Genomic DNA, 13,541 nt, shown 5'->3' on the forward strand with positions numbered 1-13,541 from the left:
CTCGAAGCGAACGGAAACCTCTATGCTGGCATGAAAAAAAGGCCGGAAGATCGCTCTCCCGGCCCTTTCTTATCCTGCGGCGTTAAGCCTTACCCCACAAACGCCCGCTCGATCACGAACTGCCCCGGCGCCGCATTCGACCCTTCGGTAAAGCCATTCGCTTCGAACCAGGCCGCGAACTGCTTGATCATCTCCATGCTGCCGCACATCATGATCCGGTCGGTTTCGGGGTCGAACTTGGCCGGCCCCTCAAGCCCCTCGAACAGCGCGCCGCTCTCGACCAGCTTGTCGATCCGCACAGTGTTGCGGAAAGCCTCGCGCGTCACGGTCGGCACATAATGGAACTGGGTCGCGGCCTGCTCAGCCACCAACGGGTCTTCCGCCAGCTTGCTTTCCAACTCGTCATGGAAGGCCAGGTCGCTCACCCGGCGCACCGAATGGACGACGACGACCTGCTCGTAAAATTCATAGACGTCCGGGTCACGCGCGAGGCTCAGGAACGGTGCCAGACCCGTGCCGGTCGACAGCATGAACAACCGCTTGCCCGGCAACAGCGCGTCGGTGACCAGCGTGCCGGTCGGCTTGCGGCCAAGGTAAATCTGGTCGCCCGGCTCAATCAACTGCAACTTGCTCGTCAGCGGGCCGTCCTGCACCTTGATCGACAGGAATTCCAGTTCCTCGTCCCAGGCGGGGCTGGCGACCGAATAGGCGCGCAACAGCGGCTTGCCATTTTCGCCCTTCAGGCCGATCATCACGAACTCGCCCGACCGGAAGCGGAAGCTCGCCGGGCGCGAAATGCGGAAGCTGAACAGATGCTCGTTCCAATGCCGCACCGACAGCACGGTTTCCACCGAGAGTGCGCCGGTCGGTTCGAGTACCGGCTTTTCGATCGTCACGTCGTTCAAGACCTTCTTCCTTGCCAAGCCGCCCGCACAGGCGTCGCCAATTGCCGTAGCTAGTTGCGTATCGTTCGCAACAACCAATAAGCATGGCGAATGGAGCCATCGCGGCATGAAGGCAAGGCCAAAAAAACTTGGGGGGCCGATAGCTGACCCCCCGCCAGCGTCAGGCGATCAGCCGAACAGCCCCTTGGCGATCCCGCCCAGTTCGTTCATCGGATTGCCGTCGCCATCGCGGTCGAACAGGCCGCCCAGCTTGCCCATGATCGCTTCGGGGCCGCCGAACGATCCCATCAATTCCTGCAACTTGTCGGCCGACACACCATGTTCGGCGGCCACCTCGGCCAGCGCCGAAATGCTGGTATCGCCCGACCCGATCTTGGCGCTGATCTCGGTCATCAGGCCCTGCATCTGTTCGGGCGTCATCCCGATCTGCGCGGCCACCGCTTCCAGTCCGCCCATCTTGCCGATCATATCACCAAACATGTCCACTACTCCCGCTGGATGTTGACCGACAGCATAGCACCCCCGCCCCGCCGCCAAAAGCAAAAGAGCCGGAAGGTCACCCCTCCGGCTCTCGCATAGCCCTGAATCAAGTCGCAGCCGTTATGCCGCGGTGAGCGCCGCGCTGCGCACGCCTTCATCGACATGCTCTTCGAACTGCGCGAAATTGTCGACGAACTGCTTGACCAGCACGGCGGCGGTTTCGTCATAGGCGCTGGCGTCCGCCCACATGGCGCGCGGGTCAAGGATGGTAGGCTCCACGCCCGCCACTGCGACCGGCACTTCAAACCCGAAATTGGGATCAGTGCGGAACTCGGCATCGTTCAGGCTGCCGTCGAGCGCGGCGTTGAGCAGCGCACGGGTGACCTTGATCGGCATCCGCTTGATGCCGGGCATCGTCGCCTTGCCACCCGCCCAACCGGTGTTGACCAGCCAGCAGGTGACCCCGCCCTTGTTGATCCGTTCCTTGAGCAGATTGCCATAGACGGACGGATGACGCGGCATGAACGGCGCGCCGAAGCAGGTCGAGAAGGTCGCGGTCGGCTCGGTCACGCCAATCTCCGTGCCCGCCACCCGCGCGGTATAGCCCGACAGGAAATGATACATCGCCTGTTCGGGCGTCAGCCGCGCGATCGGCGGCAGCACGCCATAGGCGTCGGCGGTCAGGAAGATGATGTTCTTGGGCACCGGCCCCAGATTCTTCTCCGACGTGTTGGGGATGAAGTCGATCGGATAGGAACCCCGGCTGTTTTCGGCCAGCGTGTTGTCGTCCAGGTCGATCTCGCGCGTTTCCGCGTCGATCACGACATTCTCCAGCACCGTGCCGAAGCGCTTGGTGGTGGCGAAAATCTCCGGCTCGGCCTCGGCCGACAGGTTGATCATCTTGGCATAGCAGCCGCCCTCGAAATTGAAGACCGCCGTGTCCGACCAGCCATGTTCGTCATCGCCGATCAACGTGCGCGACGCATCGGCCGACAGCGTCGTCTTGCCCGTGCCCGACAGGCCGAAGAAGACCGCCGTGTCGCCGTTCGGGCCGATATTGGCCGAACAATGCATCGGCATCACGCCCTTCACCGGCAGCAGATAGTTGAGGATGCCGAACACCGACTTCTTCATTTCGCCCGCATAAGCGGTGCCGCCGATCAGGATCAGCTTCTCGGTGAAGTTGACCGCCACCACCTTCTCGCTGCGGCAGCCATGACGCGCCGGGTCGGCCTTGAAGGTCGGCAGGTCGATGATCGTATATTCCGGCGCGAAGTCGGCCAGTTCGTCGGCACCCGGACGCACCAGCAGCGTGCGGATGAACAGATTATGCCAGGCGCGCTCGTTGATGACGCGTACATTGACGCGATGTTCGGGCTGCGATCCGCCGAACAGGTCGGCTACGTAGAGCGTGTCCTTTTCGCCCAGCGCCTTGAAGAAGTCCGCCTTCAGCGCCGCGAAATGCTCCGGCGTCATCGCGACATTGGTGCTGCCCCACCAGACCGTCGATTCGGTCTCGGCGTCGCGGACGATGAATTTGTCCTTGGCCGATCGGCCGGTATGTTTGCCGGTCTTGACGACCAGCGGGCCGTCCTTGGACAATATGCCCTCGCCATTGCGGATGGCCGCTTCGACCAGCGGGGCGGTGCCCATATTCCAGAATTGGGTGGCATGGGTGGAAATGCCCTGGTCTGCCAGGGTGAATGAGGATTTGGCCTGCACGCCTTTGCTCCTGAATATGAATGCCGTGTCGCACATATATTATTCTTTGCGACCGATCCGCCCCTATGCGCCGTTTGTCTATATCATGGCGTCATCCTCGCAGACCGACATGGCAATAGGGGCTTGGACCAAAATCGTCAAATCCCTGTCACACAGGCTTTGTCCCGAATATCGACGGTTATGCCGCATCGCCGCCGTCACCCGCTTTCTTGCAGGCGCGCGCCGCATGGTCTAACGCTCTGCCCCACTTGGATCAGCTGGGAAACCGCATGACTGCAACCATCGCCTTGGTGGATGACGACAAGAATATCCTGACCTCCGTCTCGATCGCGCTTCAGTCGGAAGGCTTCATGACGCGGATCTATTCCGATCCCGAAGGCGCGCTCAAGGCGTTGCTGGACAATCCGGCGGATCTGGCCGTCTTCGATATCAAGATGCCGCGCATGGATGGCCTGGAACTGCTGCGCCGCCTGCGGGAAAAGACGCAGATGCCCGTCATCTTCCTGACGTCGAAGGCGGACGAGCTGGACGAAGCGCTAGGCCTCGCCATGGGGGCGGACGATTATATCGCCAAGCCGTTCTCGCAACGGCTGCTGATCGCGCGCATCCGCGCGATCCTGCGCCGCGCCGAAGTGCGGGGCGCGCCCGATACGCCGGATCAGCCGGTCGCCGACCCGATCATTCGCGGGCGGCTGGAAATGGACCCGGCGCGCCATCGGGTGAAGTGGAACGGGCAGGATGTGACGTTGACCGTCACTGAATTTCTGATCCTCGAAACGCTGGCCGCCCGCCCCGGCGTGGTCAAGAACCGCAACCAGTTGATGGACGCCGCCTATCAGGACGACGTCTATGTCGATGACCGCACGATCGACAGCCATATCAAGCGGCTGCGCCGCAAATTCCGCGAGGTGGATTCCGATTTCAACGCAATCGACACACTCTATGGCGCCGGCTACCGATTCTCCGAAGAAGGATGACGCGCCCATGGCGATGCGCTGGTCGGGGCGATTGAGCCTCACGCCGCGCATCCTGGCGGTCAATGTCTTTGCGCTCGCGCTCTTGGCGGGCGGCTTCTTCTATCTCGACAGCTATCGCACCCGGATCATCGATTCGCGGCTGGAACAATCGGCGCGCGAACTGAAGCTGCTGGCGATCAGCCTGGAAAATGCGCCTGCCGACCGCCACGACGCCCTGATAGCCGCCTATGCCCGCCAGACCGGCGACCGGGTGCGCCGCTATGCGCCCGGCGGCGGCCTGATCGCCGACAGCTTCACGATGGATGCACCGCGCTATCGGTTGCGGTCGCCGTCGGAAGAGGAATGGCAACGCCATGTCGCCCGCTTCCTCGACAAGGCGGTGGACCGTATCGTCTCGGCCAGTCGACCGCCCGATTTCGTCGAACCGGCCGTGGACCGGGCCGATGCCTGGCCCGAACTGCTGCTGGCGCGCAAGACCGGCAAGCCGACCGCGATGAACCGCTACGCGCCCGATCGCACCTTCATGATCTCGGCGGGCGCCTCCGTGCGGGACGGCACCGCCCTGCTCGCCACCGAAAATGCGCGCGACATCACCCGCACCGTGCGCGCCGAGCGGCTGCGCCTTGGCCTCGTTCTTGCCGTTGCAATGCTCGCCTCGACCCTGCTCTCGCTGTTCCTCGCCCGCACCATCGTCCAGCCGCTCCAGCGCCTCGCCCGTGCCGCCGTCCGCGTTCGCCTCGGCCGCGCGCGCGAAGTCACCGTGCCACGCCTGCCCGAACGGCGCGACGAGATCGGCATGCTGGCCCGTGCCCTGTCCGACATGAGCATTGCCCTGCGCCAGCGGATCGACGCCACCGACGCCTTTGCCGCCGATGTCAGCCATGAACTCAAAAACCCCATCGCCTCGCTCCGCTCCGCGCTCGATGCGCTCGACCGGGTCGACCGGCCGGACCTGCGCGCGCAATTGATGGCCATCGCCCAGGATGACGTCCGCCGCCTCGACCGGCTCATAACCGACATTGCCGAAGCCTCGCGCGTCGATGCCGAACTGTCGCGCACCCGGTTCGAGCCGATCGACCTTGGCCTGCTCATCGAAACCATGGTCATCGCCCGCGAAGCGCGCGGCGTGCCCCGTGGCGTCCGCCTCGCCTTCGCCCGTCCGCGCAAGAATGTGGCGGTGGTGCTGGGCGAGGAGCAACGGCTGGTCCGCGTGCTCGACAATCTGATCGACAATGCCATCTCCTTCTCGCCCGACGGCGGCCTCGTCCAGATCATCGCCACCGTCGCCGATGATCAGATACTGGTCAGCGTCGAGGATGAAGGACCGGGCGTCCCCGTCACCGAGCGCGAACATGTCTTCCGCCGCTTTCACAGCGTCCGGCCGGAGGGGGAAAGTTTCGGCAAGCATAGCGGCCTTGGCCTCGCCATCGCCCGCTCCATCGTGGAGGGGCATCAGGGCCGCATCAGCATCGGCGATCGCGAGGATGCGCAGCAGGGTGCGCGCTTCATCCTGCGCCTGCCCATGGCGGTCGCGCGCGACCCCGGCATCGCGTCCGAATAGCGCGGCGTCCCTGCACGGGACGACGCTTACCAATGTCGTTTGCATGACTGCCAACACAGGGTAGAAGGGCCGCCGACTTATGGCCCGCGCATTGTCCTCCGAAACGCTGCATGCGACCAGCGTGGCCATAGAAGGCCGCGCCCTGTTGCTGTGCGGCAAAAGCGGCATCGGCAAGTCCGACCTAGCCCTGCGCCTCATCGATCGCGGCGCGACCCTGATCAGCGACGACTATACGCTGCTCAAGCGCGTCGACGGCCAGTTGCTCGCCAGCGCGCCGGAACGGATTGCGGGCCAGATCGAGATACGCGGCATGGGCATCGTCACCATGCCCCATGTCGACGATGTGCCCGTTGCCTTGCTCATCGACCTGTTCGACAAGGTCGACCGCATGCCGCTCGAACCCTTGCTGCGCACCATTGCGGGCCTGCCGATCCCGGTCTGGAAGGTCGCCCCGTTCGAAACCTCCGCCCCGATCAAGGTCGAATGGCTGCTCCGCGCGGTGCCGATTACATGACCCTCTCCCACCCCAAATCCATCCTCTTGCTCTCCGGCCTGTCGGGCGCGGGCAAGACTACCGCGCTCAAGACGCTGGAGGATATGGGCTGGGAAGTGGTCGACAATCTCCCCCTCGTCCTGCTCGACCGGCTGCTCGACACCCCCCTGCCCGCTGGCTATGCGGGCGAGGATGAGCGCCCGCTGGCGCTCGGCATCGACGCACGCACCCGCGGCTTCGACGCCGGTGCCATCGTCCGGCGGATCAAGGCCCTGCGCGAACGCCATGGCCATGATGTCGAAACCCTGTTCCTTGATTGCTCCGACAGCGAATTGGAGCGCCGCTTCGCCGAAACCCGCCGCCGCCACCCACTCGCGCTCGATCGCCCCGCCGCCGACGGCATCGCCCGCGAACGTGAACTGACCGAAGCGCTGCGTCGCTGGTCGACTCAGGTGATAGACACCACCAGCTTCACCAGCAACGCCCTGCAACAGGAAATCCGCAGCCGCTTCTCGCGCGAGCGGCTGTCCGATCCGGTGCTGACCATCTTGTCGTTCGGCTTTTCGCGTGGCGTGCCCCGCAATGCCGACCTGATGTTCGACATGCGCTTCCTGCGCAATCCGCACTGGGACGAAGCCTTGCGCCCGCGCACCGGCCTCGACTCCGACGTCGCCGCCTATATCGCGGCTGACCCGGCCTATGAGCAGGCGGTGAGCAAGATCGAGGATCTGCTCGCCACGCTTCTGCCGCGCTATGCGGAGGGCGGGAAAGCCTATATCACCATCGCCTTCGGCTGCACCGGCGGCAAGCACCGTTCGGTCCATGTTGCCGATCGTGTCGCACGCTACTTGCAAGATGCGGGCTTTTCGCCCACGGTCCTGCACCGCAATATTGAATCGACGCCGCAGGATAGTCTGGAGAAGCGTCGTCCGGGAGGCCCGAAAGCAACGTCATGAAGCAGGTGGGCCGCAAAAGCAGATGATCGGACTCGTACTCGTCACTCATGGGTCGCTCGCGACCGAATTTGTCGTCGCGATGGAGCATGTCGTCGGCCCCCAGCAGCAGATCGAAACGATCTGCATCGGGCCGGAAGACGATATGGAGCTGCGCCGCGCGGACATCGCGACCGCGGTGGCGCGCGTCAATGATGGCAGCGGCGTCATCCTGCTCACCGACCTGTTCGGCGGCACCCCTTCCAACCTCGCCATCTCGCTGCTGAAAGCCGGCGAGATCGAGGTGATCGCAGGCATCAACCTGCCCATGCTCATCCGCCTGGAAAGCGCGCGCAAGGTCATGGACGTGCGCGCCGCCGTCGCCGCCGCGCGCGAGGCAGGCCAGAAATATATCAGCGTCGCGTCGGAACTGTTGGGCAGCACCACATGAATGAAATCAGCCAGGAAGTCCGTATCAGCAACAAGCGCGGCCTCCACGCCCGCGCCAGCGCCAAATTCGTGACCCTGGCGAGCGGCCTGCCCGCCGACATCATCGTCAGCAAGGATGGCAGCCACGTCACCGGCACGTCGATCATGGGCCTCATGATGCTGGGCGCCGCCATGGGCGACAGCATCACCATCAAAGCCACTGGCCCCGAAGCGCATGATTCGCTCGGCAAGCTGGTGAGCCTGGTCGAAGACAAATTCGGCGAAGAGTGAAAACACGCTCTCCATCTTTCCCTTGATGGACAGTTAGATAGCGGCATAATCCCCTCTGGTCCGTCTTGCGGCTAAAAAGGGAGCGTTCGCCATGTCCTTGACCGTCCGCATCCTTGTCGCGCTGATCCTGGGCTTGGCGGGTGGTATCGCCCTTGCTGAAGGGGGTCAGGGGTGGGACGTACCGCTGCTGTCCGTCGCGCAGCCGATCGGCAAGGCGTGGCTTAACGGCCTGCAAATGCCGCTCATCCCCCTCATTTTCGCGCTGCTGGTCACCGGCATTGCGCAGGCGGCCACGACCGCGCGCACCAATGGCATGGCCGGGCGCGCCATTGGCCTGTTCGCCCTGCTGCTGGTCGCCTCCTCCACTGTCGCTGCGCTCGTCGGGCCGTTGCTGCTGCAGCTCTGGCCTGTGCCTTCGGGCGCGGTCGGCATGTTGACGGGGGCGCAGGGCGCGGCGGAGGTGCCCGGCGTGCGGCCGTCAGCCGACTGGCTGCTGGGCTTCATCCCCGCCAATCCGATCAAGGCGGCCGCCGAAGGCGAGGTCGTCGCCGTCGTGCTGTTCGCGCTCATCTTCGGCTTTGCCGTCACCCGGATCACGGACGCGCGCCGCGCGCAATTGACCGGCCTGTTCGACGCGCTGACCGATGCGCTGCTTGTCGTGGTGCAATGGGTGTTGTGGCTTGCCCCGATCGGCGTGTTCGCGCTGGCGCTGGTGGCGGGCGCGCGGTCGGGCCTCGCCACCGCTGGCGCGCTGCTCCACTATATCGGCTTCATCGTGCTGATCTGCCTGGTCGTCACCCTGCTCGTCTATCCGCTGGTGGCACTGCTAGGCCGGATCGCGCCCGGACGTTTTGCGCGCGCCGCCTTCCCCGCGCAGGCCATCGCCTTCTCGACCCAAAGCTCGATCGCCTCGCTGCCCGCCATGATCCAGGCAAGCGACGGGCCGTTGGACGTCCGCCCGACCACGCGCAGCATCGTCCTGCCGCTCGCCATATCGCTGTTCCGCATCACCAGCCCGCCCGCTAATCTCAGCGTCGCCCTCTATGTGGCGGCGATGAACGGGGTCCTGCTGGGACCAGTGCAATTGGCCATGGGCGTGGCGGTCGCCGCGATCGTCAGCCTCGCCTCGGTGGGCCTGCCCGGCCAAGTCAGTTTCTTCACCACCACCGGCCCCATCTGCCTCGCCATGGGCGTGCCGGTGGAGGCGCTGCCGCTGCTGCTGGCGGTGGAGACGGTGCCCGACATCTTCCGCACCGTCGGCAATGTCACCGCCGACATGGCGGTAACGCGGATCATCGATCAGAACGGCGTTATGGCACCCGACGCGCCGTCATTATCTTGATCGGCGCTTCGAGCATCTGGCCCTTCATCACGCCCTCGCCCGCTGTCGCGGATTTGGGTGCGGCCAGAATGGTTTTCACCACGTCCATCCCTTCGACCACATGGGCGAACACGGCAAAGCCCTGATTGTCGCCCGGCGCGTCCGGCTGGGCGTCCATGGCGGGCATCTTGCCCAGCACGATGAAGAAATCGCCGGTCGCGCTCCCCGGCGCATAGCGCGCCATCGACAGCGCGCCCTCATCATGGGTGAGGCCGGTCTGGCTGGTCGGTTCATGCTTAATTGGCGGCCGGATGCGCTTGGGGTCATTCTGTGCCCCGCCCTGCACGAAGCCATAATCGGCCGCGCCGACGCCGCGATAAAAGACGGTGCCGTCCAACCGCTTCTGATCGACATAAGCGAGGAAATTGGCGGCGGTGACAGGCGCCTTGTCGGCATGGACCGCGATCACGATCCGGCCCGCTGCGGTGTCGAGCGCTACCCGCACATCGGCGGGTGCCTGCGCCAAGGCGGGCGAGAGGGTGAGGAGTGCGGCGAGCCAAAGCGCGATGGAGCGAATCATACCGCCAGCCTAGCCCTTCACGCGCCCGACGCCAGCCCCTCAGCCCTCCAGCTGGCGCAACAGCGCGCGGACGTCGGCGTCGATATCGGGATTGCTCTCGCGCAACTGTTCGATCGTGCGGACCGCATGGATCACCGTGCTATGATCGCGCCCGCCAAAGATGCGGCCGATCTCCGGCAACGAACGCGGCGTCATCTTCTTGGCGAGATACATGGCCACCTGGCGCGGGCGCGCCACCGCGCGGGCGCGCCGCTTGGAGCGCATTTCCGACACGTCGATGCGAAAATGGGCGGCGCACACCTTCTGGATTTCGTCCACGGTGATGCGCCGGGCATTGGCCCGCACGGCGTCGGCCAGCATCCCCTGCGCGAAATCCAGGTCGATCGCCCGGCCGGTCAACTGGCCATAGGCGACGAGCTTGTTGAACGCGCCTTCCAGTTCGCGGACGTTCGACCGGATCGAACGGGCGAGAAAGTCGATAACGGCATCCGGTACCGGCGGATCGCCCGCAACGGCGCGCTTGGCTTCGAGGATCGCCAGGCGCAGCTCAAGGCTGGCGGGCTGGATATCCGCCACCAGGCCACCGGCGAGGCGCGACAGGATGCGCGGATCGATCGATTCGAGCGCCTGGGGTGCCCGGTCAGCGGTCACGACGATGCGCGCGCCGGTGTCGATCAGATCGTTGATCGTGTGGAGAAATTCCTCCTGCGTCGACCCCTTGCCCGCAATGAACTGAATATCGTCGATCAACAGCAGCCGCGCCGCGCGCAACCGCGCCTTGAACGCCATCGTTTCATTGGCGCGCATCGCATTGACGAACTCCATCATGAAACGCTCGGCCGACATGTACAGAACCGGCGCGCCGGGCGAATGGGCGGCAAAGGCCGCTGCAATCGCGTGCAGCAGATGCGTCTTGCCCTGGCCAGTGCCGCCCTGGATGAACAGCGGGCTGAACCGCGGCTGCGCCTCGGCTGCCATGGCCTTTGCGGCCGAGCAGGCCAGTTGGTTGCTCTCGCCCACCACGAAGTCGCCAAAGCCATGGCGCGGCGTGAAATTGACGGCGCTGGCGACGGCTTGCGGCAACAGGTCGATGACCGGCTCCACGGCCGTGACGTCGAGCAGTCGCGGGCCGCTGGCGTCGGGCGCGCGCAGCACGCGGATGTCGCGCACCTCTGCCCCGGCGCTGCGCCAGGCCATGCGCAGGCGGTCGCCAAACTGGCCCGTCACGAAATTCGCGCTGAAATCGGTGGCGACCAGCAAATCGAGCGTTTGCGAATCCGGGCAATAGTCGCCCAGTCGAACCGGCTTGAGCCATTGGTCGAACATGCGCGCGCCAATGTCGCGGCGCAGACCGGCGCGGATCATCGTCCAGGTGGTTTCGAGGTCGGCATGTGCCTGTACCCCTGCATCCTCCTGCCAATCCACCACGCCTATATTTTCCGTCATTATCGTGCCGACCCTACCAATATGCCCCCTGCCTTGGGCAGGAACCAGCGACGCGAACGAACCCGCCGGCAAAAGCCCCTGCTTTGCCGAGTCCATCCCATCCACTGACTAAATGACGGCCGCACAGAGATGATTCGACGGCGGCCGGATGTCGAAAATAGACAGGGGCGCTCCCCCGGATCAAGGGCGCGGCGGTTCAAAAAAATGAAATAAAGCCGTTGACTCGGCAAACCCGCAGAAAAGGGTTAGTTGCGAAAATATCGCCTTTTTTGAGTTAGTTATTTGGTTATTATCTTGAGGCTACCAGTCGAATCGCGGGAATTGCTTGTGTCCGCTGTGTGACCGTCTTGTGAATGAACATGAAAAAGCCCGCTTCCCTGATGGGAGCGGGCTTGTTCAGTCCCTGAAAACGGGAAAAGGCTTAGGCGAGCGCGCTGACAGCCTTGGTCAGGCGGCCGAACTTCCGCGAAGCCGTGTTCTTGTGCATCACGCCGCGCGCAACGCCGCGTGCCATTTCCGGCTGAACCGACTGCAGCGCGGTGGCGGCAGCGTCCTTGTCACCAGCGGCGAGGGCGGATTCCACCTTCTTCACCAGGGTGCGGATCCGGCTGATGCGGGCACCATTGATTGCGGCGCGACGTTCGTTGCGGCGGATGCGCTTCTTGGCTTGCGGCGTATTGGCCATTTAGAGTCCTCGGTTCTCGTCAATATTTGAAAAGAGACCAGTCGGACTCGCCAACCCGCCTCATGAAGGTGCGCGCCTTACAAGGGTTCGTTCCAGTCGTCAACCAGTCGGACCCGCTTCACCGCTGACATGTCGGACAGAAAAAGGTGGATCGCCCGCCATCGACACGGCGCTGCACCGTGCCGCCACAGGGGCATGGTTCGCCTTCGCGACCATAGACGCGCCATTGCTTGGAAAAATAGCCCAACTCCCCGTCCGGCCGCGCATAATCGCGCAGCGTCGATCCGCCCGCGACGATCGCGGCGGCCAACACCGTGCGAATCGAATCGACCAGCAGGGCAAGGCGCGGGCGACTGATCTTCCCCGCCGCTCGCGTCGGCGCTATGCCCGCCATATTCAGCGCTTCGCACACATAGATATTGCCCAGCCCGGCCACGATTCGCTGGTCGAGCAACGCCGCCTTGATCGACGTCGCCTTGCCCTTCAGCACGGCCGCCAGATGGGCGGCATCGAAATCCGGCCCCAAGGGTTCCGGCCCCATCCGCGTGAACGGGCCATAGGCTTCCCACGCCTCGCTGCGCACCAGATCGATAAAGCCGAAGCGGCGCGGATCGTTGAGCGCTAATTGTCGCCCTGCCCCGGTTTCCAGGATCAGATGATCGTGCGTGCCGATCTCGGTCGGGTCCACCCGCCAGCGGCCCGACATGCCCAGATGAAAAATCATCATGTCGCCCCGGTCGGTGGCGATCAGCCCATATTTGGCGCGCCGGGTGAGCGCTATGACGCTCGCCCCCGTCAAACGCTGGCGCAGGTCCACGGGAATTGGAAAGCGCAGGTCCGCGCGGCGCGGCTCGACACGGGCGAGAACGGCGCCCTCCAGCACGGATCGAAGGCCCGCAACGGTGGTTTCGACTTCGGGAAGCTCTGGCATAAGGACCATCTAGGCAAGAGCGCTTCCAATTCCCAGCTTCTTGGCTGGAATGGCACGCAATCTCTGTCTAGAGGATCAGGCATGAACGAAACAGCATCCTTTGGCTATCGGGACGTCGATGCCGCCGAAAAACAGGGCATGGTCCGCGAGGTCTTTTCCAATGTCGCGGCCAAATATGATCTGATGAACGACGCCATGTCGGTGGGCGCGCATCGTTTGTGGAAGGATCAGTTCGTCGCTCGCGTCAAACCGCGGCCGGGCGAAGCGATCCTCGACATGGCGGGTGGCACCGGCGACATCGCCTTTCGCATGCATAAATATGGGGCCGACGTCACCGTGTCGGACATCAACCCCGAAATGCTGGGCGTGGGCATGGAACGCGCCAAGAAGAAGGGGCTGGAGGGCTTGCTCTGGTCGGAACAGAATGCCGAGCAACTGACCTTCGCCGATCGCAGTTTCGACGCCTATACGATCGCCTTTGGCATCCGCAACGTGACGCATATCGACCAGGCATTGGCGGAAGCGCATCGCGTGCTGAAATTTGGCGGGCGCTTCTTCTGCCTTGAATTTTCGACCACGACCTGGCCGGGCTTTTCGGACGTGTACGACGTCTATTCGCACAAGCTGGTCCCGCAGCTGGGCAAGCTGTTTGCCAATGATGCCGACAGCTATCGCTATCTGATCGAATCGATCCGCCGCTTCCCGCCCATGCCCCAGTTCGAGGGCATGATCCGCGACGCCGGGTTCGTGCAGACCAAGGTCGAACCGATCCTGGGCGGCCTGGTCGC

The 13,541-nt window shown here is 64.1% G+C and carries 15 protein-coding genes; 8 read left to right on the forward strand and 7 right to left on the reverse strand.

What is annotated here, in order from left to right; all coding sequences use genetic code 11:
• Positions 1-89: 89 nt before the first annotated feature.
• The 3 genes from IL54_RS17215 to IL54_RS17225 form a co-directional block, all read right to left on the reverse strand.
• Complete coding sequence (locus IL54_RS17215; protein ID WP_037479070.1) at positions 90-905, reverse strand: ferredoxin--NADP reductase; 816 nt, start codon at positions 903-905, stop codon at positions 90-92.
• A gap of 168 nt (positions 906-1,073) precedes the next feature.
• Positions 1,074-1,385, reverse strand: coding sequence for a hypothetical protein (locus tag IL54_RS17220; RefSeq protein WP_081912948.1), 312 nt, complete (start codon positions 1,383-1,385; stop codon positions 1,074-1,076).
• A 120-nt stretch (positions 1,386-1,505) separates the two neighbouring features.
• On the reverse strand, positions 1,506-3,107 hold the full coding sequence (locus tag IL54_RS17225; protein WP_037477243.1) for a phosphoenolpyruvate carboxykinase: 1,602 nt from the start codon (positions 3,105-3,107) through the stop codon (positions 1,506-1,508).
• Positions 3,108-3,376: 269 nt separating this feature from the next.
• On the opposite strand from IL54_RS17225, the gene IL54_RS17235 reads away from it, so the two are divergent.
• The 7 genes from IL54_RS17235 to IL54_RS17265 all read left to right on the forward strand — a co-directional run bounded on the left by IL54_RS17235 (position 3,377) and on the right by IL54_RS17265 (position 9,132).
• Positions 3,377-4,084 carry a response regulator transcription factor gene (locus tag IL54_RS17235; protein WP_037479073.1) on the forward strand — a complete coding sequence of 236 codons (708 nt, stop codon included), beginning with the start codon at positions 3,377-3,379 and terminating at the stop codon, positions 4,082-4,084.
• Positions 4,050-5,645, forward strand: coding sequence for a sensor histidine kinase (locus IL54_RS17240; RefSeq protein WP_037477247.1), 1,596 nt, complete (start codon positions 4,050-4,052; stop codon positions 5,643-5,645). Before IL54_RS17235 ends, IL54_RS17240 begins: the two co-directional genes overlap by 35 nt.
• Before the next feature lie 79 nt (positions 5,646-5,724).
• Entirely contained in the window at positions 5,725-6,159 is a 435-nt protein-coding gene (locus IL54_RS17245; protein WP_037477249.1) for an HPr kinase/phosphorylase, read from the forward strand.
• The gene (rapZ, locus tag IL54_RS17250) at positions 6,156-7,094 is read left to right on the forward strand and encodes an RNase adapter RapZ (protein WP_037477251.1); all 939 of its coding nucleotides are present in this window, start codon (positions 6,156-6,158) and stop codon (positions 7,092-7,094) included. The genes IL54_RS17245 and rapZ overlap by 4 nt, the downstream gene beginning before the upstream one ends.
• 22 nt (positions 7,095-7,116) lie before the next feature.
• Positions 7,117-7,521 (forward strand): PTS sugar transporter subunit IIA, encoded by a 405-nt coding sequence (locus IL54_RS17255; protein WP_037477253.1) that lies wholly within the window; start codon positions 7,117-7,119, stop codon positions 7,519-7,521.
• Positions 7,518-7,790, forward strand: a complete 273-nt coding sequence (locus IL54_RS17260) for an HPr family phosphocarrier protein (RefSeq protein WP_037477255.1) — start codon at positions 7,518-7,520, stop codon at positions 7,788-7,790. Before IL54_RS17255 ends, IL54_RS17260 begins: the two co-directional genes overlap by 4 nt.
• Positions 7,791-7,881: 91 nt before the next feature.
• Positions 7,882-9,132 carry a dicarboxylate/amino acid:cation symporter gene (locus IL54_RS17265; RefSeq protein ID WP_037477257.1) on the forward strand — a complete coding sequence of 417 codons (1,251 nt, stop codon included), beginning with the start codon at positions 7,882-7,884 and terminating at the stop codon, positions 9,130-9,132.
• Here IL54_RS17265 and IL54_RS17270 read toward each other — a convergent pair.
• The 4 genes from IL54_RS17270 to mutM all read right to left on the reverse strand — a co-directional run bounded on the left by IL54_RS17270 (position 9,101) and on the right by mutM (position 12,753).
• Positions 9,101-9,691 carry a peptidylprolyl isomerase gene (locus tag IL54_RS17270; RefSeq protein ID WP_037477259.1) on the reverse strand — a complete coding sequence of 197 codons (591 nt, stop codon included), beginning with the start codon at positions 9,689-9,691 and terminating at the stop codon, positions 9,101-9,103. The two genes, IL54_RS17265 and IL54_RS17270, sit on opposite strands and share 32 nt — an antisense overlap.
• 39 nt (positions 9,692-9,730) lie before the next feature.
• Positions 9,731-11,137, reverse strand: a complete 1,407-nt coding sequence (gene dnaA, locus IL54_RS17275; RefSeq protein WP_037477260.1) for a chromosomal replication initiator protein DnaA — start codon at positions 11,135-11,137, stop codon at positions 9,731-9,733.
• A gap of 421 nt (positions 11,138-11,558) precedes the next feature.
• Complete coding sequence (rpsT, locus tag IL54_RS17280) at positions 11,559-11,822, reverse strand: 30S ribosomal protein S20 (RefSeq protein ID WP_037477262.1); 264 nt, start codon at positions 11,820-11,822, stop codon at positions 11,559-11,561.
• A gap of 118 nt (positions 11,823-11,940) precedes the next feature.
• On the reverse strand, positions 11,941-12,753 hold the full coding sequence (gene mutM / locus IL54_RS17285; protein ID WP_037477264.1) for a bifunctional DNA-formamidopyrimidine glycosylase/DNA-(apurinic or apyrimidinic site) lyase: 813 nt from the start codon (positions 12,751-12,753) through the stop codon (positions 11,941-11,943).
• 81 nt (positions 12,754-12,834) lie between these two features.
• Between mutM and IL54_RS17290 the strand changes: the two genes are divergently transcribed.
• Positions 12,835-13,541 (forward strand): class I SAM-dependent methyltransferase (locus tag IL54_RS17290; RefSeq protein WP_156106309.1); only part of this gene is annotated, 707 nt, incomplete at its 3' end.

The organism is Sphingobium sp. ba1 (assembly GCF_000743655.1).
Classification (GTDB): Bacteria; Pseudomonadota; Alphaproteobacteria; order Sphingomonadales; family Sphingomonadaceae; genus Sphingobium.